The organism is Agarivorans sp. QJM3NY_30 (assembly GCF_050870855.2).
In the GTDB taxonomy this organism is placed as follows: Bacteria; Pseudomonadota; Gammaproteobacteria; order Enterobacterales; family Celerinatantimonadaceae; genus Agarivorans.
In genome coordinates this window covers 2,462,675-2,487,131 of sequence record NZ_CP194038.2, presented here as the reverse complement: position 1 = coordinate 2,487,131, position 24,457 = coordinate 2,462,675, and the positions used below count along the sequence as shown (strand labels likewise).

Sequence of the window (24,457 nt, the reverse complement as noted above, 5' to 3'; positions counted from 1 at the left end):
TAAGTTTTTAGTTTATTCAGTTTTAGAAAGCTGATAAACATAAGCAGAAATAAGCTGGATCTTATCTTCGCCTAGAATATCCTTCCACGCAGGCATCACACCGTTACGGCCATAACGTAGGGTTTGTTCAACCGCCCGTTTAGAACCGCCATATAACCAAATGCTATCCGTTAAATTCGGTGCACCGACCGCCTGACCACCAGTTCCATCAGCACCGTGACAAGCGGCACAAATAACGAACCGACTTTTACCATTCGCCGCATCAACGTCATTCACCTTACGTCCCGATAAGCTTAATACGTATGCAGTGACATCTCTGATACCATCGTCACCCAAAACGGCTTCCCAGGTTGGCATTTGCCCTTGGCGACCATTCATGATGGTTGTTTTAATGGTTTCACCACTACCACCATATAGCCAGTCATTATCGGTCAAATTAGGGAAACCCTTCCCGCCACGAGCCGAAGCACCATGACATTGAGAACAGTTTTGTAAGAATAAACGTTGTCCAATCTTAATCGCATCAGGATCGGTTGATAACTCTTCCACGCTGCGATACTCACCAGAATCGTTATATGCAACTTTGCGAAAAACTTCGCCAAAACGTTGGTCTGCTTTACCCATTTCATTGTGGTATTGGTTGGCAACCGTTCCATCATAAGCCGCTTCACGTTGTTGACCTTCAGCGATAGTTTTGATGTCTTTTTCGGCACTTTTCCAACCAAATAGGCCTTCCCAATTTCCTAAACCAGGGTAAAGCGCTAAGTAACCCAATGAATAAATAATGGTTGCAAGAAATAGATAGGTCCACCATTTCGGAAGAGGGTTGTTTAATTCCTCAATTCCGTCAAAGCTGTGGCCCATTGATTCGCCTTCTTTAACCCCAGTATCATTTTTTGTGAAAGTCCTTAATAACCAATAGCATCCAGCGATACTACCTAGGGTTATTACCGTAATCCACACGCTCCAAAATGTTGTCATTTTTTCTGTGCTCCTTCAAAATCCTTTTCGAGCTTAGTTGCCGGTTCATCGGCAAACACTAAGTTAGCGGCCTCAGAAAAATCTTTATTCCGTTTTTTACTATAAGCCCAAGCAATAATGCCAAAGAAAATAGCCATCAAGAACGCAGTGTAAAGGCCACTGAATGTGCCAAAGTCCATAACTAACTCCTTATTTCAGTGCAGTACCTAACACTTGTAGATAAGCAATAAGTGCTTCGATTTCTGTTTTACCTTGAACCGCTGCTGCTGCGCCGTCGATATCGGCATCGGTATAGGGAACACCAAATTGGTTTCTAAATAGGCTTAATTTTTTACTGGTCAATGAGCTATCAACCATATTTTCAGCCAACCAAGGGAATCCCGGCATATTCGATTCTGGAACCACATCCCGCGGATTCATTAAGTGTACATGATGCCACTGGTCTGAATAACGTTGACCAACTCGTGCTAAATCAGGACCTGTCCGTTTAGAACCCCACAAAAAGGGATGTTCCCAAACACTTTCGCCAGCCACTGAGTAATGGCCATAACGTTCGGTCTCTGACCTAAATGGACGAATCATCTGACTATGACAGTTATTACAGCCTTCGCGAATATAGATATCGCGACCTTCCATTTGCAAAGCAGTGTAGGGCACTAAACCTTCAACTGGCTCGGTCGTTTCAGGTTGAAAGATTAACGGCGTAATCTGCACCAAACCACCAAAGCTGATGGCAATAACGATGAAAATAGCAAGTAGGCCTATATTTTTTTCGATTAACTCGTGCTTCATGTTATGCCTCCTATGCCTGCTCGATGGCTTCTAATGAGCCTTTCTCGGCGAAAATAGTCTTGTAGGCGTTATATGCCATAACCAACATGCCAGAAAGGAAGAATAGGCCACCAATAAAGCGGACAATATAGAATGGGTAAGACGCTTGCAGCGATTCAACGAAAGAATAAGTTAAGGTACCGTCTTCGTTGACTGCGCGCCACATTAGACCTTGCATAACACCAGAAATCCACATCGCAACGATGTACAAAACCACGCCAATGGTTGCTAACCAGAAATGCACGTTGATTAATTTAACGCTATGCATGCGACTTTGGCCAAACAACACAGGAATAAGGTGGTAAATACTGCCTATCGATACCATGGCCACCCAACCTAAAGCGCCGGAGTGAACATGACCAATCGTCCAGTCAGTGTAGTGAGATAAGGCGTTCACCGTTTTAATCGCCATCATCGGACCTTCAAAGGTGGACATACCATAGAAAGACAATGAAACAATAAGAAACCGTAAAATAGGGTCATAACGCAACTTATGCCAAGCACCCGACAAGGTCATAATACCGTTAATCATACCGCCCCAAGAGGGGGCAAATAGAATCAAAGACATAACCATACCAAGCGATTGCGCCCAATCAGGTAGCGCAGTGTAATGAAGATGGTGAGGGCCAGCCCAAATATAAATAGAGATTAACGCCCAAAAATGCACAATCGATAAACGATAACTATAAACCGGACGCCCAGCTTGTTTCGGTACGAAATAGTACATCATACCTAAGAAACCAGCGGTAAGTAAGAAGCCTACGGCATTGTGGCCATACCACCACTGCACCATGGCATCAACTGCACCCGCATAAACCGAATAGGACTTGGTCATCGTTAACGGTATGGCAGCATTATTAACGATGTGCAGCACCGCAACCGTGATAATAAAGGCACCAAAAAACCAGTTTGCCACATAAATGTGAGACGTTTTTCTCTTCACGATCGTGCCAAAAAACACGATGCCATATACCACCCATACCACAGCGATTGCGATATCGATAGGCCACTCAAGTTCGGCATACTCTTTAGAGGACGTTAAGCCCATCGGCAAGGTGATTGCGGCTGACAAAATAATAGCTTGCCACCCCCAAAATACGAAGGCGGCGAGGGAACCGCCAAATAACCGGGTTTGACAGGTACGCTGTACCACATAAAAAGAACAGGCCATTAATGCACTGGTACCAAATGCAAAAATTACCGCATTGGTATGAAGTGGGCGGAGTCGGCTATAGGTTAGCCATGGGGTATCGAAATTTAGTGCGGGCCAAACTAATTGCGCTGCAATTAATACCCCAACACTCATTCCAACTATACCCCAAACAATGGTCATTACAGTGAATTGGCGTACAACCGTATAGTTGTAGTCCAATTCTGTGCTAGCTGCTTGGTTCATAAATAGATGCTTCCGTTGCTATTATTATTTGTTAAAGCGAGTTAAATGCGGGTGCATTAACAAAATGGAACGACATGCTAGTTTAACGAATGATTGCGCAGAGTCCTCAAACACCAACGCTAAACTAACCGCAAGATCATACTTGATCGATACAGCAAATAACAGATTGAAAAACTAGTTATTTGCATACCTAAGCCAAATTATTAACAATTTCTTTCCAATCCATGTACTCCATTGATCTAGATCAATAATTATTTTTGGCTTTAAACTCACATCTTAATGACATTAACTGCCAACGAGCATAGTCAGCTCTTAAGCTTATCGCCTCTGCCTTTGTGAATGAATTTTACCCGAATTCATGAAATGCAAAAATTATATACGCTGATAGATTTAACATGAAAGTACCTCATCTTGTTACTGTATTGTTGATTTGATGACTATAGTTTAATTCAACACTTAAGTAGATCCGAATTTTCAGGAAGGGACATATGATTGAAAACCGAGCGACGATTCTGATTGTGGACGATACCCCTGAGAACATTGATGTATTAGCCGGTATTTTACGTGACGAATATAAACTACAAGTCGCTAGGAATGGCGACATGGCCCTCAAAATTGCGGCAAAAGCGAACAAACCAGATTTAATCTTATTAGACATTATGATGCCGGGGATTGATGGCTATGAAGTCTGCCATCGCCTCAAACAAGATCTTACCACGCGCCACATTCCCGTTATTTTTGTGACGGCCAAAATTACTCCTGCCGATGAGCTAAGAGGCCTTGAATTAGGTGCTGTAGACTACATCACCAAACCAGTTAGCCCACCAGTGGTTAAACTAAGAGTAAAAACCCAATTAGCACTGTTTAACCAAAACCGAGAGTTAGACAGAAAGGTAAAATTGCAGACGAGGGTTATTCATGATACCCGTTTACAAATAATTCAACGTTTAGGGCGAGCCGCAGAATATAAAGATAATGAAACCGGTATGCATGTAATACGGATGAGTTATTACGCTAAGATCCTAGCCCTAGCCGCTGGGATGAGCGAAGCGGACGCAGATATGCTCATGAACGCAGCGCCGATGCATGATATAGGTAAAATTGGGATACCAGATAAAATATTACAAAAACCGGGGAAATTAGACTCAGAAGAGTGGGCTATTATGAAAAGCCATGTCTATATTGGCGCCGAGATTCTTGGCAACAACGATAACCCAGAACTAATCGAACTTGCCAGAACCATTGTTCTAAGTCACCATGAAAAATGGGATGGTAGTGGCTATCCTCATGGGCTCACAACAGACTCCATCCCAATTGTCGGCAGGATCGTCGCAATTGCTGACGTATTTGACGCTTTAACATCTGCTCGCCCGTATAAGGAAGCCTGGCCTGTAGCCAAAGCCTTTGATTTACTTGAACGAGAATCCGGTAAGCACTTCGACCCTAAACTTGTCCCCTTATTTATTGCAGCAACCGATGAAATTCTAGAAGTGAAAGAAAAATTTAAGGAATCACCAGTGCATCAGCCTGAAAGCAAACAACAAGCTGACGTGCTTGCGTAAGGGTCGAAGGGAGGCAAGTTAAACTATGTGAGGCAATAACCAAAAGAGTAGGGGACAAAGCAGGATCACTCGGTCCCGAAGAATAAGGCTTAAAACTCTTTAGGCGCAAACCCCGTGACTTCTTTTACTCCCATTTCACGGCCAAGCGTTGTCATAGGGTGAACAACCACTAAACCCTTCACCGACTTCTTAAGCTTGCCCATATCTGCTTGTTCAGTCTTGGTGAGTACGCGACTGTAGGGTAGGCCTTTTATTTCCCCCCCTTTTTTACTCAACTGCTGAGTGTGCTGGCCTTTCACACTTTTCAAGCGTTTATTTAAAACTTCAATGGTGTGATTAAATTGCTGAATCATCACCTTATCTCCGCGCTCATGAGCGGCATTAAGTTTTCGCTTAGCTGAATCCAATTTATTGCTAATTTCTTGGATTTCTTTCTTTAAATTCATTACTGATCTCAATACAAATAAAATAGAACGTAAGACACATAGAGTTATTAGTGGTGCATTATAACAGTTCTAGTCGTTACCATTGTAAAAACATTTGTTTTTAAATCTACCAATGTTTAGACCCTGCATTGCCGATAATGCTATTTATCGGCAATTGCCATTTCATTGATTTTTAAGTAAAATCATTAATTTCTTCGAGACCGCTTATGCTAGAACTACCACCCGCCTTACCTTTATTTGATTCAGTTCATCATCTAGAAGATGGCAATGCTGAAGTGAACCTCTATTTAGCCAACATCACCATGAATGCGGTAAATGACGCGGCTTATGTTTATGAATTTGCTGTTGAGTGGTTGTTGGAGCAGCGTTTTAGCGAAAACAATTACAAAACCTACCGTAGTGAACTCACGACTTTTTTGCATTGGGCTTACAGCGTTGAACAAATCTCGGTAGGAGAAATCAAGCGCCGTAGCTTATCTAAATACATCGATTACTGTTGTAATCCGCCAAAGTATTTGGTGGCTTATCGTAATGTTGCGCAATTTGTACTCGACAAAGAACTAAAATTACGTCGTCCAAACCCAGCATGGCGACCGTTTCTAGGTAAAAAAAAGGACGGTGTCGAACAAAGCTATACTATTAGTGACAAAGCACTAAAAACAAAGCTGGCGATATTATCGTCATTTTATAGTTATCTGATTAACGAAGAATACAGCGAAATAAACCCAGCAATGATGCTGATGAAAAATGGCCGTTTTCGTTCCAGTAGCCAACACCTTGTTAGCCATGAAGATCAAGAAGATATTAAGTCCTTCAGCGACTTGCAGTGGTCTTATGTCATGAGTAGCGCAAAACAACTCGCCAAGATGAATCCATCAGAGAATGAACGTTTATTGTTTTTAGTTAGCCTTATTTACGGCTGTTATTTGCGAATATCGGAAGCTGCAGCGCGACCAGGATTTTCACCTGTCATGGGACAATTTCGCCGAGATAAAAAAACTGGAGTCTGGGGTTTTTTCATTCCTCGCAGCAAAGGTGGCAAAAAAAGAACCGTCGCAGTTTCTAAGCAACTACTTGCAGCGCTTAAACGATATCGCTTATTTCTTGGTTTAACGCCATTACCAGCGCCGAGCGAAGATACACCTTTATTTGTTCGCCACCGAGCGCCAGGTAGAGGTCGCCAAAGTGGACTACTCAATGCGAACCTTGGGATAAGACAGTTGCGCGAACAAATATATATCGTGATCGAGCACGCCGCAGAGATAGCCGAAAAAGATGGCTTTACTCAAGATGCTTTAGAAATGCGCCAACTTACACCACACAGTATTCGTCATACGGGGATTTCTCACGATATTAATTTAGTAGGCCGACCATTGGCGCATGTGCAAGCCGACGCAGGCCACGATAGTATCGAAACAACTTCTCAATATCTTCATGTCTCCCGAGTAGAGCGTCACCAATCTGCAGAACATAAGCCTTTGGATCATTTAGCTGAAAACTGAGAATAACCACACTAGACTCATAAATCGTGTCAGATTACAAACCTACGCCATTAAGGCGCATAATGTATATTATGTTAAATCGTAAATATAAAAACCACCATTAATCAATCTGACGCTTGTCATTATTTATCCTTATGGGTTTTTAAGCTCAGCATGCTAATACTCCCTAGAGCAAGTTTTTCCACTTTAAGTAACTGTACTTAAACCCTTTGGCATCTATATATTCTTAGCTATCAGTGAAGACTTCAGTAATCCACCTTTAGTAAACAATTTTGCAGAGAATTTGGGGGCTCTTCGCGCTTTGTATGCATCTAAGATCTGCTTGAGACCGGAAGCTTCGAGCAAGGAAATATTTACTTCAGTATCCATTTCGGCTGACTCAACAAAGTCATCCGAAAATGAAGGAGCGATGATAAGTACTTGAGCTACACGTTTACCAGTATTTTCACAGCGGTTTACGTAAGCTTTCACCTGGCGAGAAGTAGTTGAGTATTTGGCAAAATCACCGTTTTTGCATGTTTTTGCTTCGCCTACAATTACGTCATCGTCACTTAATGCAATAAGGATATCGGCTTTATCTTTGGCTGTATTAATCGAACGCCGTAAATCTTCGTCTACTTCCAGACCTAGTTGCTCAAAGATGGCCTTGGTAACTTCCTCAAATTTAACGCCAATTTCGGCTTCAGGTAGCTCAATTCCTTGCTTTTTGAGCTCTTGTAAATCTCTACGTGCTAGCACGTCATAGTTGTCTATCAACTTATCTGTCGCATCTGCAAAGCTTTCCAGAATGACGAGACGAGGGTTACCTCGCTTGCTTATGCCCATACTGTCTTTTACATCTTTTACTTCATCATTGGTCAGCATGTACAAAATGTCATGTGGCGTGATGCTTAAAGCTCTAAGCATGTCGACATCAATTTCGTCGTTATTTTCCAGCTCAAACTCTTGTCGCAGGCGTTTAGATAAAGGTGAAAAGTGAGCTTGTAACCCATTAAACAACTCTCGAAATCCTGTTGCGCTAAGCGAATTAAACTCAGCTTCTGTTGAACTATTTAAAGCAGATACGATGAGGTTGGTACGTTCTTCGATAGTCGAGCCGAGTTTATCGACCGTCAAATCGAGATCTACGATGAGTTGTTTGAGGCGCTCCTTACGTTCATTAAGCGCGGCATCAGTGCTAAACAAGTCGCTCTGTAAAAGCTGAGCACACGGTAAACACATATGCATTACGGTGCTTATTTTTTGTAAGCGCTCTACCCCACGGATTCGTTTTCCATGATTTTTAAGGATGTTTGACAGTTCTGCATCGCTGAATGTCCGCAAGATTCTCAGGACATGCTTATCCGCAAGATCTTTACCTAGCATGTTGTTAAGCATGGACACAATTTCATCTGGCACATAGACCATGTGGCGCTTTCGGCTGATAAACAGTAAGCCAATTTCGCGCAATGTGTTTAACGCATCTTGTACGCCAGTCTGGGGAATAGCATTTACTAAATGCTCTAGAGCAGATTTATCGTCGGATGTAATGTCAAGCTTGTGTGCGAGTAAATTTAGGACCCCTCGTTCGTCATCAGTAATTTTCGCTTCACGATTGTTTTTCTCATCGTTTGTGTAAGCTTCGCTGAGACATGAGAAATAAATATCCAATCTTTTCGATTCATCAAAGGCATCTTGCTCACTTGTTCTCTGCATGGTTTCCGCCAACTCTTTAGAACGTTGGTTAATAAGCTTCCACTCTTTTGTGTACAGCGACTCGATCCAGGAAATTCTAGCGATACAATTGCCATCTCGACTTAGTATGTTTACTAACAAAGATGCCTGAACTCCAAGCATTGCCAGCTGCGCTTTGACACTCTTTTCGTAATATGGGAGTACCAATTTGAACAGTTGCGTGATTTCACTACTAGAGGCGTTCTTTATCTGGCCATCTAGGTTTCGGACTCGACGAGCAAGCTCTTTATCGTGCTCTATAGCATCATTACAGATGCGATCAATGAAATTGATAAACTTAGATTTTTCGACTTGGTTGACAGCAGAGAGGATGTTCGCAAGCTTCATACAGAATGTCCTTATTCTTTCATGATTACGCAAACAACAATCTACCACTTTCTATGTGGTTATTGAATGGAAATAAAGGGTTAACACCTGTTATTGAATTTGCATCACAGTCCGGGGGTCGGCAAACAAGACACCCAAACTAACGAAACGTTTTATAGTCTAAACTATCAATAGTCATTTATTTGGGGAGTTATCATCATGCCTAGGTCAAGACGCTCGCAAGTGAGCTTATCGGATACACCCTACTATCATTGTGTTTCCCGTTGTGTTCGACGGGCGTTTCTGTGTGGCGAAGACCAACAAACCGGTAAAAGCTATGAGCACCGCCGCCGAAGTGTATCGGACTCGCCTGTATGACTTAAGCTGGTTTATGCGCCATTTAAACGAACACATTGCGCGAGCCGCCAATCAGCATGATTAACGCCTGAGAACTAAATAATGGCAGTGGTGTTCACTTCACTAACACTGTTACTGTCCCTGTAGTTTTTATCATGGATGTCCATGCTCTTCTCATGCTCTTGGTGCAGACTCTCGCCTTCCCTACTCTACAACCTTTACCTGTACTACATGAATAGAATGCCTACTGGTACCTTACTTAAAGCATACCCGAAGAAACCAAGGTTTAGCGCGATTAGTCGCGGCTACAATTAACCGACTGAGGCTGGCGTAGCAACTTGATTCTATATTAAATGAAGTAAACAACTGCACTTAACATCACCGAGGCGAATACGCCGATAAAGATATTCGGTCCTTGATTAAAACCTTTACGCTTCTTATAAGGCGCTTTTACCGGACCTTCTTGAAAACTTCTCTTGGCAAGTTCCTTTACGTAATTATTTTGCATTCTTTATCCCTTCGTCGTTATTTGGGATAAAGATAAAACCTCAAGCTAAGTTGAGGTTAATACCCTTTTTAGTCTTGAGACTAAGGCTGTGAGGGTAACTCAAGGGCAATTGCTAAATGAACAGCAGCACTGGCGACCAATATGCGCAGTTCAGACTGTCATTATCATTTGCTTTCACTTCCAGCAAACGTTATTCGAGACCTTCGTTAACTAAAAAATCACAGCGGTGATCAGCAACTGATTTACCTTAATAGGCTAAATTTTTGGAGGTCTATTCTAATTTAATACACCAGTCGAAATAAAAATAGGTCAAACCTTCTGAATTGGTCTAGTCTTTCAGATTACCAATCTCAAACCCTGATGTTGGTAATTGATAACTCTACAAATAAAATAATAAGTATAAGGAATATACGAGATGAAAATACAACTGAACTTACCACATGTTAGCCGATGGCGACCCTGCAATATTATGCGGTCAGTCGGTATCGCGGTATCCCTGCTAAGTGCTTCATATGCAGCCAATGCAGCTGAGCAAATATTGTGGTATCCGTTTGACGATCCTGCCGGTTCAACTACTCTGTCTGATGCCTCTGGTCATGGCTATGATGCTGACATTATTGGCGGCGTCACGCTCACTGGCGGAGCCGCGCATTTTGATGGCATAGACGGTTATATCGACCTGCCAGACAATTTACTCACAAGCTTAAACGCGATTTCGATTACCGCTGAAATTTTTATCGAGAACAGTCAGCCTTCTCCGTATTTTATTTATGGATTAGGCAATATTTCTGGCGCATATGGTGATGGTTATTTGTTCACCACCGGCAATCATTACCGTACCACGCTGTCTAGCTGTCACTGGAGTTGCGAACAAAGTACCGCAACTGCGAGTGCTAATTTACCAAGGGGTTCTTGGCAACACATTGCTTATACCCAAGACAATAACCTCGGCATTTTATATTTGAATGGGGTTGAAGTCGCTCGAAACGATGCTATCACTCTCATGCCAGGCACCATTGGCGACGGTATCACCTTAGATAACTTCTTGGGACGCTCGCTGTATAGTGCCGATAATTACTTCTATGGTGATTTTGCGGATTTCCAAATCTGGAACGGTGCCTTAAGTCCGGAAGAAATAGCCGCAACGGTACCGCAACTGGTGCTGTGGTATCCCTTCGATGACGCACCAACCTCAAGTGTGATCACCGATGCTTCCGGTAACAACCACCATGGAACCGTTGAAGGAGGGGTTACTTTAGACGGCGACGTTGCAGAACTAGACGGTAAAGATGCTTATATCGATCTGCCCGATAACTTAATGGCGGGCCTCGATGAAATCACGGTGATGACTAAGGTCTTTATCGAAAACGACCAGCCATCTCCCTATTTCATTTATGGTTTAGGAAATACTTCGGGGAGTAATGGTAACGGATATCTGTTCACTACGGGTAACTATTACCGAACCACCCTGTCAACTTGTCATTGGTCTTGTGAGCAAAATACCGGGACTTCTGGTAGTAATTTGAGTCGGGGCGAATGGCATCATTTAGCTTATAGCTTAAAAGGCAGTATTGGGATTGTGTACTTAGACGGCGTAGAAGTTGCGCGCAACACCAATATCACAATCACACCTGCCGACATCGGTGATGGGACCACCCTTGCCAATTTCCTCGGTCGGTCACTTTACAGCGGCGATAACTTCTTACATGGTCGCTTTGACGACTTCCAAATTTGGAATGGGGCTCTAAGCGCCAGCGTGATAGCCACTACCGCAGAACAAGCGCTTGCTGAAATTCAGCTCGATGATGCCGAGTCTGTCGCGGCTGATAGCGAAGCGTTAGCAATCGTTAATGTTGATGATGTGCGTGGACATATATTTCTCGCAACCCAGGGTAAATATGAAACCAACATTTCTTGGTCATCAGATAATACCGATGTGATTACCCCCGATGGTCTCGTCACACGGGCTCCGGTCTGTGTTGCCGAACCGCGTAACAAGCTCTGCGGTTTAGTTCAAACCGTGACATTAACAGCTACGATAACTAAAGGCGAAGAGTCGGCTACCAAAACCTTTATTGCGACCGTACCGCCACTCACCACATTAGACGATTTCGAAGCGTATATGTTCAGCTACTTTACTGGTGAAGGAACAGCCGATGGAGAGCAGGTTTATTTCGCCCTGTCTAATGGTAACAACCCGCTCGATTGGCAAACTTTAAATAGCGAACAGCCAGTACTATCCACCACATTAGGAGAAAAAGGAGCTCGCGATCCATTTATTATTCGCTCCCCCGAAGGCGATAAGTTCTTCATGATTGCAACCGATCTGAAAATCTACGGTAATTGGGATTGGGGACGCTCTCAAACTTGGGGGTCTCGTTCGCTACTCGTTTGGGAATCTAACGATTTGGTGAACTGGAGTGATGCACGCCTGGTGCAAGTCTCACCAGACACTGCTGGTAATACCTGGGCACCAGAAGCCTTTTGGGATCCCGAGCGAAATGCGTACGTGGTTTTTTGGGCCTCTAAAATATATAACGACGCCAGCCATTCCAATGGTACCTACAATAAAATGATGTATGCCCTCACCCGTGACTTTGTGAACTTTAGTGACGCTCAGGTATGGGTCGATGAAGGCTACTCCACTATCGATTCAACCTTGATCAAACATGATGATGTTTATTACCGGTTTACTAAAGACGAGCGCTCAGCGTCGGAGTCGGCCTGTGGTAAGTTCATTCTTTCGGAAACATCAACGACTCTTAATAACGATAATTGGGATTTCCAAAGTGAGTGTATTGGTAAAGGGGATATGAGCCAAGGTGAAGGTCCCTTAGTATTTAAATCCAATACCGAGCAGAAGTGGTACTTGTTTATCGATGAATTTGGTGGCCGTGGTTACATTCCCTTTGAAACAACCGACCTATCCAGTGGTAACTGGAGCTTAGCCAAGGATTACACTTTACCGTCGCGACCACGCCACGGAACCGTGTTACCAGTCACCGCAAAAGAGTATCGGGCGATCCTCAATAAATGGGGTAAGCAAATGATTGGCGATTTTGATGGAGATTTTGATATTGATTCATTAGATGTATCTTTGTTTTATCAAGCGATCCGCTCGGCTTCGATAAGCGACTTAGCTTACGACTTCAATCATGATGGCCAGATTAATCGCCGTGACCTACGTGGTTTAATGGATCTTTGTACTCGCGCTCGTTGTGCAACTCACTAAGGGAATTACCGATGAAATATATAATCACACTGCTTGCAACATTGTTCACATTACAAGCCAATGCAGCGTTTATCTCACTGGAAACAAATGCCAGTCAATATGCCGCTGGTGACTTAGTGGATGTACGTATGATGGTTGATAATTCGGCAGCAGATATCGCCGAACTAGATTTTGGTCTGCGCTTTGATGAGACCTTGGCCAGCTACCAAGACAGCGGATTTAATATCTTAAACACTCAGTGGGCAATGGTAACCGATGCGTTCTTATCAGCCAGTAATACACTAAGTGTTTACAGCCTATGGTTTGATAGCCTAGACGTTCCGGTTGGCGTGTTTGAACTAGCCAGTGCGAGCTTTACCGCTCAGTCGGCTTTTTCAGCCCAATCATTTGAGTTAATCAACGTCTATATCGCAGATTCATTTGGTGACCAAATCGCCAACACGCCTCAAGTATCAGAACCAGCGTCACTGGCGATGTTGCTGATGGGGCTTGGCGTGATGGGATTTAGGCGAAAAGCTCACGCTTCACTTCCAGCTTAAGTTCACCAAGTTAAAAGCCCAAGCACCAGCTTGGGCTTTTTATTTTGTATATCGAGTGTCCATCAATACAACAGCTATCCAGAATCATTAAATTTACTAAATGCCTTCTCAATTACATCACTGCACTGCCTTATGATTGGTTAAGCCTGCCACTCAATTGGCCCTTCCTATAATAATTCGGTGTCTCACCAAGATGTTGTTTGAATGCATATATGAAACTACTGGTACTACTGTAGCCACAAGATAAGGCGATATCGCTAATCGATAACGGACTCTCAAGTAAACGAAGCGCATGCTGTAATTTTGCTAATGCTCTCCATTGCTTAAAAGTGATCCCAGTTTGTTGCATAAACAAGCGAGAAATTGAACGCCCACTTAAGGCAAATCTTTTTTCGAGCATTGCTTTTGAGAAAGGAGCATCGGGAGTAGACAATAAATAAGCGGCTAACTTTGTTAATCGTTTATCACGAGGCATTGGAAGCTCAAAGTTAGTTCGCTCCGCTGATGATATTTCATCAAACAGAACACCCAGTAAACGGTGCATCGCCCCCTCCATGACTAAATGCTCTGTGGCGGTTAAGCGAAGCAATATTGCATGTATAAGCAACGGTGTTTTTACTAGTTTTTCCATCGTGTTATCAGCCGTAATGACGTCTGGATCCAATCTTAGTATTTTTCCCTGACAACCAACGATAACCTTTGCCCGATGTGAACACTCAGCGGGGATCCAACCTAAACAACCGGGTGCTAAAGTCCAACTGGATTCAACAGTATCCACGCTAAGTATACCTTTAGTCACCCAGAATAACTGGCCTCTGGCGTGGCGATGCCAATCAGTTTCGTGATCGTGTATATGCTGAATATTGGAGATCTTCATGCGATTCATGTTGGCCTATATTCTATATAAGTTGTCCTAATGTAGAAAGAATACCGCTAAATACGCAGGTAGCATAGGCACTCAATTCCCCTCTAATGAGATCCAGCATGAAATATTCAAATAATCGAGATTTAGTTCGCCATGTTTTTAAAACGTTGTTTAGTTCAGAACTTATAGAACTGTCGGTGGTCGAGCGTTTTTTTTCAAAGACCTACCGCCAATATGCGGATGGACATCAACTCAATTATGAAGAATTTTATTTACATTTAAAAAAACTGAAAAATGAAACGAAAAGCCTGACTATAGAGTTTAAGGCCATTGCAGAACAAGGATCTGATGTACTAACTCATCATTATGTCCATCTTGTCAAACAAGACAATTCAGAGTCATTACTGGAGGTGCTGGCACATTTCCAACTTCAGGATGGCAAAATTACGGGTTGTTGGGAATCTTGCCAAGTTATATCGGGATCTTCATCTGATCATTCATTCGCCTATATTCAATGAACCACGCAAAGCGAGTGTCTTCGCGGTCATTTTCAGCAGATTTGGAAAGACATCGTTCAGTCAGTAGCCGATAAGCCTTCAGAGGCGCATCAGCGACTCAACATGGCTTAGCCGTGGTGCCCGATGTAATAAAGCGGAAACATCCCCCCCTCAATAACGACAAAACTGAGACCTAATCACCTATAAGCCTTAAAAGCTCGCTATGTGGCGAGCTTTTAAATTAAAGACACTTTCTCACTCCCACAGATTTTTAAGCGTATTTAACAAACGATGAGATACTGCGCTTTCAATCAGATATTGGCCTGCCAGCATCTAGATGCATCCACGATACAAACTTAGTATTGACAATAACTTCACCCGATTGACACACAACTGTCAAAAAATCATTCTATTTTAATCCTCGTCGCTAAGCCCTGAATTTGTTGCAGATCTTATGCGTTCCATAATTTAGAAGCCCTAGTTATTCGTTCAAAATGGAGTTTGAAATGAATTATCACGCAAATCTAATTGCTGTGCCCTTCTGCGCGATATTTCTCAGTTTCGTTGGTCACGGCAGAAGCCGAATCCCTAATCAATGCAACAAAACATCCTTAATGCTAGGCCTCACCACTATTTATCCAAGGAAAATGCACTTGCTTTTAGCTGACGCGGTTTCCTTGAATTTTTGTGCATGTTTTTAACCAATAGAAAATGGATTGACTATGAAAATGAATATTCTTGCGGCTACGGTGGCCACATTGCTGGCACCGCAGGCGCAATCGACAATCTTCTTGTCGGAGTACATTGAAGGTAGCTCGTATAACAAGGCGATTGAAATTGCCAATGATTCAGAGAATGCAATAACCCTCAACGGTTATAGTCTAAAAAAAGCAACCAATGGTCGAGATACTTGGGGGCAATCAATGGCTCTCGATAATGTGACTATCGCGCCTCATTCTGTATTTGTACTGTCTCACCCCAGTGCAAACAGCGATATTCAGCTAGTGACAGATCAGTCAGACGCTAATGTTATTAACTTTAATGGCGATGATCCTATCGCGCTATTTTTAAACGATACCATCGTCGACATCATTGGTGTTATGGGTGACATTAATTTTGGGAAAGATCAAACACTAGTGCGTATCGACTACACACCTAGTACAGCGTTTAATCTGGCGCAATGGGAAGTTCGCCGCAAAAACGATAGTTCTGATTTAGGGCAGCTGGCTGATGGAAATAGCCCAGCTGTAGAAGCAAGCGAAGTGACTATTATGGATATCCAAGGCGACTCTTGGTTTTCGCCATTAATTGATTCCGGTTATCTATCAACTGAAAATTATCAAACTGAAGGTGTGATCACTGCGATCCAAAACAAAGCGCTTGGTAACGACATTAACCAAGGCTTTTTTATCCAAGACCAACAAGGTGACAACAACCCACTAACCTCAGACGGTCTGTTTGTTGACTACGCAGATTTAGCCGGCTTGAATGTTGGCGATAAAGTGGTGGTGATTGGTAAGGTGAATGAAAACTATGGTTGGACGACTTTATTAGGATCTCAAGTAGAACGAGTTTCTTCTGGGGAATCAATTGAAGCAACGCCGCTACAAACCCTGAGTTCAGATGAGAGTTTCCGTGAGACCTTAGAACGCTACGAAGGCATGCTCGTATCATTAGAGAAAACATCTGATCTGCGAGTCACTCGAACTTACGGCTTTGATTACAGTGCTTACCGCAACAATATGGTAGTCGCTCATCAACGAGTCAACTTCCATCCTAATCAGTTGAATACGCCAGTTACTTACGATGATGTGATTGATAGCCCTGCAGAGCAGCAATTGGCTAATAATAAAGACCAACGAATCGTTATCGAAAGTTTTGAAAAAGCAAGCAATGGCGTTGTGCCTTGGTATCCTGAGTTTGGTGTTACTGACATTGATCAAAACGGCTCGACCGAGGATTACATTCGAATTGGCGACTTAGTGGACGGCCTTCACGGTGTGCTGGGATATTCATATGCAGAATATCGCTTATATGTGACCAACCAAGCTCACACAGATAGCTTTATTCATGAAGAGAATGACCGTACTAATACGCCTGAACTCACCAAAGGGGACCTACAGGTGGCAACCTTCAATGTGCTGAATTACTTTAATTCACCATTTGGTGGAGCAGCTAACCCTAAAGGGCAAAACCGGGGCGCAACGACACTGGTAGAGTTTGAAATGCAGGCCGATAAGATAGTGGCGGCACTTAAAGCGATGAACGCAGATATTGTCGGTTTAATGGAGATAGAGAACAATGGCTTTGGGGCTAACTCAGCCATTGTTGATCTGGTTAGCCAGCTAAATGCTGAATTACCGCTAGCGGATCAATACCAGATTGCTTGGGACGGAGAGCTTGAACAAGTCGGCACCGATGCAATCACCAATCAAGTGATTTATAAACCCGCGAAGGTGACTCTGAAGCAAATGCAGGTACTGCAAATGCCAGAACAACATGCGCCTGCTGTAGGCGATGAAGATGGTAATAACTACCAGCGCGATGCGATCACTCCGACTTTTAGCATTAATGGCAGCGACCAAACGCTGACGGTTGCAGTCAATCATTTCAAGTCAAAGGGCTCAACCTGCTGGGAAGACGTGGCAATACAACAAGGACAAGATCCAAACCGTCAAGGCTCATGTGAGAATCTAAGAGTATCGGCTGCTTATCAACTGGGTGAAAGCTTAATGGCGGTGTCAGGACACAAGCTCATTATTGGCGATTTAAACTCATACGCGGCTGAAGATCCAATTAGCGTATTAACCGATATCGCTCATTTACCAACCGACTACGAAGTGAAGACTGCTCGTAGCACTTATGTGGGAGAGACCCCATTACACGGTGATGAGGGGGCTGTTATCACCAAATCCTATGGATACACCAATGTGGTAAAAGCATTCCATCCAAACGCCTATGGCTACTCTTACAATGATGAAGTCGGCACCTTAGATTACATATTGGCGTCTCCTAGTTTGATATCACATCTGGTAGATGCTGCCGAATGGAACATTAACGCCGTTGAGTCGAGCTTATTTGAATATTCATCCGAGTACAGCGGCGATTTGCCAAAGTACGCTGACGCCTACCGAGCGTCAGACCATGACCCCGTGATTGTTGCTTTGAGTTTTAAACCTCAGGAATTGATTGGGGACTTTGATGGAGATCTTGATATTGATTCATTGGATGTATCTTTGTTTTATCAAGCGATCCGCTCGGCTTTGATAAGCGACTTAGCTTACGACTTCAATCACGATGGCCAGATTAATCGCCGTGACCTACGTGGTTTAATGGATCTTTGTACTCGCGCTCGTTGTGCAACTCACTAAGGGAATTACCGATGAAATATATAATCACACTGCTTGCAACATTGTTCACATTACAAGCCAATGCAGCGTTTATCTCACTGGAAACAAATGCCAGTCAATATGCCACTGGTGACTTAGTGGATGTACGTATGATGGTTGATAATTCGGCAGCAGATATCGCCGAACTAGATTTTGGTCTGCGCTTTGATGAAACCTTGGCCAGCTACCAAGACAGCGGATTTAATGTCTTAAACACCCAGTGGGCAATGGTAACCGATGCGTTCTTATCAGCCAGTAATACACTAAGTGTTTACAGCCTATGGTTTGATAGCCTAGACGTTCCGGTTGGCGTGTTTGAACTAGCCAGTGCGAGCTTTACCGCTCAGTCGGCTTTTTCAGCCGAATCATTTGAGTTAATAAACGTCTATATCGCAGATTCATTTGGTGACCAAATCGCCAACACGCCTCAAGTATCAGAACCAGCGTCACTGGCGATGTTGTTGATGGGGCTTGGCGTTATGGGATTTAGACGAAAAGCTCACGCTTCACTTCCAGCTTAAGTTCACCAAGTTAAAAGCCCAGGCACCAGCTTGGGCTTTTTATTCTAAATATATTGCTTTCGATAAAACTGAAAAACCGCTACTTTCTGCATCAAGCAAGCTGGTTCTTCCTTATTAGAATCTCGACACCGCTTATTGTAAGCCTACCACTCGAGCTTAAGCCGATGCTGTTTGCGATACAACTCGGTGTAGAAAAAATACTAAGAAGCTGTTAGCTACGGCTCTCAATTACCCTCGAATAAAAAGCAACATGCAGACTTCAAACAATCGAGGTATTAACCATCTCGCTCAATATAATCAAATAGAGCCGATGGCTCTAGCGGCTTAGCAAACAGCCAGCCTTGGCCGATCGCTTGAGGTGAACGTTGCAATATATAGTTCAATTGCACTTGTGTTTCGATCCCTTCAAAAACAACGTGCACGTTGAACTTCTCTAACAAGCCAAATATACCTTCCAGAGTTAATTTATTTAGAGTGTCGCAGTCAATCGCCTGAGTAAACTCTTTGTCTATTTTGATTTCATTCGGTTCAAAGGTATTTATCCAAGTAAGGTTGGACATTCCCGTACCGAAGTCATCTAAAGATATTTTATAACCCGCTCTCGAAAATCGCTTGGCATAGGCAGACATCTGCTTGAAGTCAGCGGAAGAACGTTCCGTGATTTCTAAAATAATATTTTCTGTTGGCAGTTGCGTTTTAATCCGCTGACTTTCAATAAAATCGAAAAAATCTTCTTCTAACAAGGTTGAAATTGCAATGTTAATACTCACGGTATAACCAGCATTCACAAACTCAGGGGTATTTAGATCATCGAAAACCTTCACGATAAACTTACGCGTTAGTTTACTAATCAGTAGTGATTGTTCTGCTGCAGCAATAAAGATTTCTGGCGAAATCTGCCCTAATTGCGGATCGTGCCATCGCGCTAACGCCTCAACCCCAGCCATTTTACCGTTGCTTAAATGAACCTTTGGCTGATAAACCGGATAGATTTGATTATTGTTTATCGCATGACTCAGGGCTCTGGTAAATGCTTGCTGCCCGTAGTAGTAATCTTTATATTTCCATAAAAATAACTTACCAATTGAGAATCCAATCAGACCAAGAAAGACTATCAAAAATAGATCCAATTGATAAATGCCGGGCTTGATTTGAAACACCACTAAGCAAATATTATAGTCATCGTTACATTCTCGATGCTCCAAGAAGTTATTCGGTAACGGTAACCAATTAAAGTTTTGCTTTCCTAATAGACTAGAAACATCTATCTCGGAAACTTCTCCAAACTTTTGAACCACTTGCTTAGTTTGTTTGTTGTATAAGATCCCCCCCATGCCATGTAAAGATAGAGACGATAAGTCAACATTATGAAAAAACATGTCGTTAACGCTGACAATCACACTTCCCTTGGAAAATACTCTTATATTACTCGCTTCTTTTGCAGACAGACCATTATCCTGTTGAATCAGCTTTTCTTTGTGTTTAATAGTGTAGGTGCCAAGCTCTACTGGGGGGGTTAAGGAACCAAGCTTAACGGTACAAGCCACATGGCCATTATCAACTCGACCAACATCGACTATATACTCATACGCAAACATCACTTCTGTCAAAAAACGGATATCGCTACTAGAGCAAAAGTCATCTTTAACACTATTTGCGATGCGGATACTGTGATCGACCTCGTTTCCAATATCCATTGCTGTTGCAAAAGCAGAATCACCATAACTTTCTAATAATTTTAACTCACGGTGAACTAACACGTAATGAACCGCAAACACAACACATACACAAACGCAGAAAGGAATAATCCAATTTATATACTTAGTTTTTGCCCGTAAATGACAATAAAAACTGTTAATTATAACTTCTGACATGCCGATACCTATAGTTGTTCTAAACGAGCGAACAAGATTTTACTTAGCCCTATAACGATTGCAATCGGTTTCACCCTGGTGCTCTTCGATAAAACGACATGTAGATAACCATGCCCGATAGGATTGGAGCCTTTAAGTGAAGCAACAATTTGTTATCTCAGCGTTTTTGTTTTAAACATGCTCCGCTTTAGCTTCACTCAATATTCTCATCATTTTCACTATGCATCATTAACGCTTTACCATTACTTAAGCAATCGACTACCTTAAAGCGAGCTGACTTAAGAATATTGGCAAGAGTTTGCCGTGAAACCCCCATTTCTATTGCCGCTTTTTGCTGTTGCATTTTCATTTGGTCAACCAAACGTAAAGCTTCAAATTCGTCTTTATCCAACTGAACCTTCTCCAGTTCACTCATTGGGATCCGATTTGGCTTAAAACAGCTATCTGCTGCCGTACCGCATATATTGCGAGGTATTTTGGGTCTAGGCATTGTTAAATCTACATAAATGGCATTGGCTACATATATACACTATTCACCAATCTATCCCAACCATAATCAAGGGAAAGTTTGCTTGATAGACTGCCCTATAAGTGAAAGACATGTCAATTTTTGTACTAAATAGAAAGACATAAATATCGCGTACAAGTCGTTCGGTTTCACAACTGTTAATGTTTACAGTTAATAAAACTGAGATGCTCTGCTTTAATCAAATAGAACTTATCAAATATTTGATTAGCTCTCGCGTTTTTAAACTACTTTCATCGTCACTGTTTGCTTGATGACGATACATTTTCAGTGATGGCTGAAAACAAATCCTCCCTTATGGACACCACTCTATTATGTAGTGGTTTTTTTTTATCCATTGAACGTCCCGATGCAAATGACCTCTCTATAGAAAGCTTATGCTTGCCGTCTTAGACTTCACTCTTGGCTAGAGTAAAAAATGCCAATGATAAATTTGCATTGCCTTATGAGTTAAGTCGGGTCCACAAGCTATTAAACTTTACCTAACGAGAAGGTTTCTTTAGCCTCGTAATTGCTGTATAAGCATGCTCCGTATTATTTTTTAGCGAGAGGACTCGAGTGATGTCAAAGTTTTTTTATAAGGGAAAAATCGAGAAAAGACCTAAATATGAGAGTTTTGGTTTTAGTACAAAACGAAACATCAAGCCAGGTTCGGCTGAAAATCCTCTTCAGCTGAGAGTACAAACTGAGGCGCGAAAGCTTGAGCTTGAAACCCAGTTATCAGAGCTACAACTGATTGCCAATATCGTCTTAGCACCTGAGACCGAGGAAGATATCCAAGCGCTAAAAGTTTTATTAGATACACCGCAAACAGCTATTTTTGATAAAACCCCAAAACGCAATGACCCTTGCGATTGTGGCAGCGGTAAAAAATATAAAAAATGTTGTGGTTAAGCGATTCATATAGTTAATAATGCTGGTGGAATTAAGCTTGAATATTTTAACTCTCACTTAATCTGAAATCGGCAACTGAAGCGGCTTCCAGTTAATATCTAATTCATGACTACCAATCGTGACATAGGCAGATTGTTCGGTAATCGTCACCGATAGATCCATGGTTCGCTCCACATAAGATGCCAGTTTACAAACCTCTTGCCAATCAAGTTGCCAAACTTGCAAATCCAACCGAGTCAGTTTTCCTTGGATTTGTTGCCACCAAGTATTTGATTTAGAGTTAAAACTATACACTTTTACCGTTTCCGCGAGACGCGTCGCCTTCTTAATGCGTTCAGCACTGGGTTCCCCCACATCAATCCATAGTTGAACCTGACCATCGAGAGACTTCGACCAAAGGTCGGGCTGTTCGATTTCACTTAAGCCCTTGGTAAACTCCAAACCTTGTTCTGCACTGTGGCAATAAGCCATTACCCGAGCCATCATCCTTTCAAGCGTTTCAGAAGGGTGTTGGGCAATGGTTAAATTGAGTGTGTCATAGTAATTACGGTTTAAATCAGAGAGAGAGATCCGCAATTTATAGATGGTGGGTTTTAGTGCCACTGTAGCGCCTATTCGATATAGCTGAGCTCTGAGCGCTTAGGCACAGAGCTAGTTAAATGAAGAGAATGCGCTTTTTATTAAGTAAATTCAATGCAATAACACGAAAATATTAGCCTTTGGCCTATTAGCTATCGATCGTTAATCCGGATGGCTGTTGCGAATTTCTAAGAACTCGTCAAAATTCTCGATTAACAGATCAACTAAGGTTGGATCAAAGTGTTTTCCTTTTTGTTCGATGATAAATTGTTTGATTTCTGCGTTCGACCAGGGCTCTTTATAAGAGCGCTTCGACCCCAAAGCATCAAATACATCGGTAATAGCCATGATTCGGCCCACTAAAGGAATGTCTTCCCCCGCTAATTGACGAGGATATCCGCTACCATCCCATTTTTCATGATGGCAAATAGATATTTCGGCTCCGAGACGGGCAATAATCTTATTGGAATCGGCAAGCAAATCGTGACCAACTTGAGCGTGAGTTTGCATCACCTCCCACTCCTGAGCATCTAGCTTACCAGGTTTATGCAGAATCGACTCCGGTATAGCAATCTTACCCAAATCATGTAATGGGGCCGCGTATTTAAACAATTCAACAAATTCAGGGTCAAAATTTAATTTTTTAGCCATTAGTTCGCAAATCAACGACACCCGTTTAACGTGCGATCCAGTTTCTTTACTACGTTGTTCAATGGCGTCACCAATAATAAAAATAAGTTCTTTTTGGGTATCTTGGATCTCTTCTTTAATCGTGAGGTTTTCGAAAGTTAATGCGATATTAGTCGCAAATACTTCTAACAAGCCCTTTTCTATATCATCAAGCGGTTTCTCATGTTGTACATAAAGCAGACTAACACTACGATTATCGGTTGAGTAAAATCCAACATAACAGTCTTCATTTACGATGGTTCTACGCTCTTGTAACGCGTGTTTGAGCAATGCTTTTACGTTATCAGGGATCTTACTCTGATCAAAATCAGATTCATTGTGCTCATTCGTCACAAAATCACCGGTCGCAGCCAATACATTAAACGACTGATGATGTAATACGTCTTCAGTTAAGGTGGTGATATACATTGCCGACGTTTCTAACTGAAACAATTCAACCAACTGCTCTAACACCGCTGATCCGAAGTGGTAAAGTGTTTTACTCTTTAAAACTAAGGATGTGGACTCGATAACCTTCAACAAACCAGAGCGATGACGTTCGATGAATAGAATATCTCGGTAAGAACGGATCGCTGAATAAGTAATGGTTTTTAACTTGGTGGCGGTTAATTCTGTTTTGCTCTTATAATCATTGATATCGTAATCTTTAATCACCGACTCTTCTGGAGCCTGCCCTGGCTGACCGGTCCTTAAAATCAACCGCGTAGCATGGTTTTCTTTGGTTTCGCGGATCCAGCGAACTAATTCCAAGCCAGCATGATCGGTTTCCATCACCACATCGACTAAAGCAATCGCGATATCATCATGCTCATTAAATATTTGGCGCGCCTCCTCCGCACTATAAGCAGAAAGAAACTCTAACTGATAACCATCAATTTCAACCCCAGACAGCACTAAGCGCGTTACCGAGTGAATTTCAGCTTCATCATCAATAACCAATAACTTCCAAGATGCTTTGGTAACTTTTTTTACTGGTTCTTCAGTATCATCAATGAACAGAAAGTCACTCATGCGCTGCTCCGTATTTTTTCGTTACAGTAAAATTAGAACAGTAACTGCATAATATCAAAGACTAATATGCAGTTACTGTAGAAAACTTCGAGGCCAGACTGCTTATTGGCCTATATCGATTTTAAATTAGTTAAATATTCTATAAAATCATTCCAAACTCAATTACTTGAAATTTATGGAAAGTCGCTTAACAAGCCATAATGTATTCCCGTCCCTC

General features: G+C 42.3%; 21 protein-coding genes and 1 pseudogene. 10 read left to right on the top strand and 12 right to left on the bottom strand.

Features of this window, described 5'->3' with window-relative positions:
* Positions 1–12: 12 nt before the first annotated feature.
* From ccoP to ccoN, 4 genes are read right to left on the bottom strand one after another with little or no spacing between them, the layout of a single operon-like run.
* Entirely contained in the window at positions 13–981 is a 969-nt protein-coding gene (ccoP, locus tag ACRRSX_RS11405) for a cytochrome-c oxidase, cbb3-type subunit III (RefSeq protein ID WP_432453094.1), read from the bottom strand.
* Positions 978–1,160: a cbb3-type cytochrome oxidase subunit 3 gene (locus ACRRSX_RS11400; RefSeq protein WP_432453095.1), complete on the bottom strand. Its 183-nt coding sequence runs from the start codon at positions 1,158–1,160 to the stop codon at positions 978–980. The genes ccoP and ACRRSX_RS11400 overlap by 4 nt, the downstream gene beginning before the upstream one ends.
* A gap of 10 nt (positions 1,161–1,170) precedes the next feature.
* Positions 1,171–1,773 (bottom strand): cytochrome-c oxidase, cbb3-type subunit II, encoded by a 603-nt coding sequence (gene ccoO, locus ACRRSX_RS11395; protein WP_432453096.1) that lies wholly within the window; start codon positions 1,771–1,773, stop codon positions 1,171–1,173.
* A 10-nt stretch (positions 1,774–1,783) separates the two neighbouring features.
* Positions 1,784–3,208 (bottom strand): cytochrome-c oxidase, cbb3-type subunit I, encoded by a 1,425-nt coding sequence (gene ccoN / locus ACRRSX_RS11390; RefSeq protein WP_432453097.1) that lies wholly within the window; start codon positions 3,206–3,208, stop codon positions 1,784–1,786.
* Between the two features lie 488 nt (positions 3,209–3,696).
* Between ccoN and ACRRSX_RS11385 the strand changes: the two genes are divergently transcribed.
* Entirely contained in the window at positions 3,697–4,770 is a 1,074-nt protein-coding gene (locus tag ACRRSX_RS11385) for an HD-GYP domain-containing protein (protein ID WP_432453098.1), read from the top strand.
* A gap of 89 nt (positions 4,771–4,859) precedes the next feature.
* On the opposite strand, the gene ACRRSX_RS11380 is transcribed toward ACRRSX_RS11385, so the two are convergent.
* Positions 4,860–5,216 (bottom strand): YibL family ribosome-associated protein, encoded by a 357-nt coding sequence (locus tag ACRRSX_RS11380; protein WP_432453099.1) that lies wholly within the window; start codon positions 5,214–5,216, stop codon positions 4,860–4,862.
* A 206-nt stretch (positions 5,217–5,422) separates the two neighbouring features.
* Here ACRRSX_RS11380 and ACRRSX_RS11375 point away from each other — a divergent pair, with 206 nt between their 5' ends.
* Complete coding sequence (locus tag ACRRSX_RS11375; protein WP_432453100.1) at positions 5,423–6,718, top strand: tyrosine-type recombinase/integrase; 1,296 nt, start codon at positions 5,423–5,425, stop codon at positions 6,716–6,718.
* Between the two features lie 216 nt (positions 6,719–6,934).
* Here the strand turns inward: ACRRSX_RS11375 and ACRRSX_RS11370 are convergent, their stop codons facing one another.
* Complete coding sequence (locus ACRRSX_RS11370; RefSeq protein ID WP_432453101.1) at positions 6,935–8,779, bottom strand: hypothetical protein; 1,845 nt, start codon at positions 8,777–8,779, stop codon at positions 6,935–6,937.
* A gap of 198 nt (positions 8,780–8,977) precedes the next feature.
* On the opposite strand from ACRRSX_RS11370, the pseudogene ACRRSX_RS11365 reads away from it, so the two are divergent.
* Both ACRRSX_RS11365 and ACRRSX_RS11360 read left to right on the top strand, forming a co-directional pair.
* Positions 8,978–9,124: pseudogene (locus ACRRSX_RS11365) on the top strand (transposase); the annotation flags it as partial.
* Positions 9,066–9,200 carry a hypothetical protein gene (locus ACRRSX_RS11360; RefSeq protein ID WP_432456201.1) on the top strand — a complete coding sequence of 45 codons (135 nt, stop codon included), beginning with the start codon at positions 9,066–9,068 and terminating at the stop codon, positions 9,198–9,200. The pseudogene ACRRSX_RS11365 and the gene ACRRSX_RS11360, both read left to right, overlap by 59 nt.
* Positions 9,201–9,464: 264 nt before the next feature.
* Here the strand turns inward: ACRRSX_RS11360 and ACRRSX_RS11355 are convergent, their stop codons facing one another.
* Positions 9,465–9,623, bottom strand: a complete 159-nt coding sequence (locus ACRRSX_RS11355) for a hypothetical protein (protein WP_432453102.1) — start codon at positions 9,621–9,623, stop codon at positions 9,465–9,467.
* 415 nt (positions 9,624–10,038) lie between these two features.
* Between ACRRSX_RS11355 and ACRRSX_RS11350 the strand changes: the two genes are divergently transcribed.
* Both ACRRSX_RS11350 and ACRRSX_RS11345 read left to right on the top strand, forming a co-directional pair.
* The gene (locus tag ACRRSX_RS11350) at positions 10,039–12,855 is read left to right on the top strand and encodes a LamG-like jellyroll fold domain-containing protein (protein WP_432453104.1); all 2,817 of its coding nucleotides are present in this window, start codon (positions 10,039–10,041) and stop codon (positions 12,853–12,855) included.
* Between the two features lie 11 nt (positions 12,856–12,866).
* Positions 12,867–13,394 (top strand): PEP-CTERM sorting domain-containing protein, encoded by a 528-nt coding sequence (locus ACRRSX_RS11345; RefSeq protein ID WP_432453105.1) that lies wholly within the window; start codon positions 12,867–12,869, stop codon positions 13,392–13,394.
* Between the two features lie 130 nt (positions 13,395–13,524).
* Here the strand turns inward: ACRRSX_RS11345 and ACRRSX_RS11340 are convergent, their stop codons facing one another.
* Positions 13,525–14,280: a helix-turn-helix domain-containing protein gene (locus tag ACRRSX_RS11340; protein WP_432453106.1), complete on the bottom strand. Its 756-nt coding sequence runs from the start codon at positions 14,278–14,280 to the stop codon at positions 13,525–13,527.
* A gap of 98 nt (positions 14,281–14,378) precedes the next feature.
* Between ACRRSX_RS11340 and ACRRSX_RS11335 the strand changes: the two genes are divergently transcribed.
* From ACRRSX_RS11335 to ACRRSX_RS11325, 3 genes are all read left to right on the top strand, one after another.
* Positions 14,379–14,777, top strand: coding sequence for a hypothetical protein (locus ACRRSX_RS11335; RefSeq protein WP_432453107.1), 399 nt, complete (start codon positions 14,379–14,381; stop codon positions 14,775–14,777).
* A 701-nt stretch (positions 14,778–15,478) separates the two neighbouring features.
* Entirely contained in the window at positions 15,479–18,127 is a 2,649-nt protein-coding gene (locus ACRRSX_RS11330; protein WP_432453108.1) for an ExeM/NucH family extracellular endonuclease, read from the top strand.
* 11 nt (positions 18,128–18,138) lie between these two features.
* Complete coding sequence (locus ACRRSX_RS11325; protein ID WP_432453110.1) at positions 18,139–18,666, top strand: PEP-CTERM sorting domain-containing protein; 528 nt, start codon at positions 18,139–18,141, stop codon at positions 18,664–18,666.
* 275 nt (positions 18,667–18,941) lie between these two features.
* On the opposite strand, the gene ACRRSX_RS11320 is transcribed toward ACRRSX_RS11325, so the two are convergent.
* On the bottom strand, positions 18,942–20,540 hold the full coding sequence (locus tag ACRRSX_RS11320; protein WP_432453112.1) for an EAL domain-containing protein: 1,599 nt from the start codon (positions 20,538–20,540) through the stop codon (positions 18,942–18,944).
* A 193-nt stretch (positions 20,541–20,733) separates the two neighbouring features.
* Complete coding sequence (locus ACRRSX_RS11315; protein WP_432453113.1) at positions 20,734–21,030, bottom strand: DUF134 domain-containing protein; 297 nt, start codon at positions 21,028–21,030, stop codon at positions 20,734–20,736.
* A 597-nt stretch (positions 21,031–21,627) separates the two neighbouring features.
* Between ACRRSX_RS11315 and ACRRSX_RS11310 the strand changes: the two genes are divergently transcribed.
* The gene (locus ACRRSX_RS11310) at positions 21,628–21,960 is read left to right on the top strand and encodes a PBPRA1643 family SWIM/SEC-C metal-binding motif protein (RefSeq protein ID WP_432453115.1); all 333 of its coding nucleotides are present in this window, start codon (positions 21,628–21,630) and stop codon (positions 21,958–21,960) included.
* Positions 21,961–22,017: 57 nt separating this feature from the next.
* On the opposite strand, the gene ACRRSX_RS11305 is transcribed toward ACRRSX_RS11310, so the two are convergent.
* Positions 22,018–22,563 (bottom strand): YaeQ family protein, encoded by a 546-nt coding sequence (locus ACRRSX_RS11305; RefSeq protein WP_432453116.1) that lies wholly within the window; start codon positions 22,561–22,563, stop codon positions 22,018–22,020.
* Between the two features lie 138 nt (positions 22,564–22,701).
* Positions 22,702–24,240 carry a DUF3369 domain-containing protein gene (locus ACRRSX_RS11300; RefSeq protein WP_432453118.1) on the bottom strand — a complete coding sequence of 513 codons (1,539 nt, stop codon included), beginning with the start codon at positions 24,238–24,240 and terminating at the stop codon, positions 22,702–22,704.
* Positions 24,241–24,457 lie beyond the last annotated feature (217 nt).

Bases quoted from the DNA above. Each gene is read 5' to 3' on its own strand.
- ACRRSX_RS11320 (WP_432453112.1), bottom strand. From the start codon at position 20,540: ATGTCAGAAGTTATAATTAACAGTTTTTATTGTCATTTACGGGCAAAA.
- ACRRSX_RS11345 (WP_432453105.1), top strand. From the start codon at position 12,867: ATGAAATATATAATCACACTGCTTGCAACATTGTTCACATTACAAGCC.
- ACRRSX_RS11380 (WP_432453099.1), bottom strand. From the start codon at position 5,216: ATGAATTTAAAGAAAGAAATCCAAGAAATTAGCAATAAATTGGATTCA.
- ACRRSX_RS11315 (WP_432453113.1), bottom strand. From the start codon at position 21,030: ATGCCTAGACCCAAAATACCTCGCAATATATGCGGTACGGCAGCAGAT.
- ccoP (WP_432453094.1), bottom strand. From the start codon at position 981: ATGACAACATTTTGGAGCGTGTGGATTACGGTAATAACCCTAGGTAGT.
- ACRRSX_RS11400 (WP_432453095.1), bottom strand. From the start codon at position 1,160: ATGGACTTTGGCACATTCAGTGGCCTTTACACTGCGTTCTTGATGGCT.
- ACRRSX_RS11325 (WP_432453110.1), top strand. From the start codon at position 18,139: ATGAAATATATAATCACACTGCTTGCAACATTGTTCACATTACAAGCC.
- ACRRSX_RS11335 (WP_432453107.1), top strand. From the start codon at position 14,379: ATGAAATATTCAAATAATCGAGATTTAGTTCGCCATGTTTTTAAAACG.
- ACRRSX_RS11375 (WP_432453100.1), top strand. From the start codon at position 5,423: ATGCTAGAACTACCACCCGCCTTACCTTTATTTGATTCAGTTCATCAT.
- ACRRSX_RS11340 (WP_432453106.1), bottom strand. From the start codon at position 14,280: ATGAATCGCATGAAGATCTCCAATATTCAGCATATACACGATCACGAA.
- ACRRSX_RS11385 (WP_432453098.1), top strand. From the start codon at position 3,697: ATGATTGAAAACCGAGCGACGATTCTGATTGTGGACGATACCCCTGAG.
- ACRRSX_RS11350 (WP_432453104.1), top strand. From the start codon at position 10,039: ATGAAAATACAACTGAACTTACCACATGTTAGCCGATGGCGACCCTGC.
- ACRRSX_RS11370 (WP_432453101.1), bottom strand. From the start codon at position 8,779: ATGAAGCTTGCGAACATCCTCTCTGCTGTCAACCAAGTCGAAAAATCT.
- ACRRSX_RS11330 (WP_432453108.1), top strand. From the start codon at position 15,479: ATGAAAATGAATATTCTTGCGGCTACGGTGGCCACATTGCTGGCACCG.
- ccoN (WP_432453097.1), bottom strand. From the start codon at position 3,208: ATGAACCAAGCAGCTAGCACAGAATTGGACTACAACTATACGGTTGTA.
- ACRRSX_RS11355 (WP_432453102.1), bottom strand. From the start codon at position 9,623: ATGCAAAATAATTACGTAAAGGAACTTGCCAAGAGAAGTTTTCAAGAA.
- ACRRSX_RS11310 (WP_432453115.1), top strand. From the start codon at position 21,628: ATGTCAAAGTTTTTTTATAAGGGAAAAATCGAGAAAAGACCTAAATAT.
- ccoO (WP_432453096.1), bottom strand. From the start codon at position 1,773: ATGAAGCACGAGTTAATCGAAAAAAATATAGGCCTACTTGCTATTTTC.
- ACRRSX_RS11300 (WP_432453118.1), bottom strand. From the start codon at position 24,240: ATGAGTGACTTTCTGTTCATTGATGATACTGAAGAACCAGTAAAAAAA.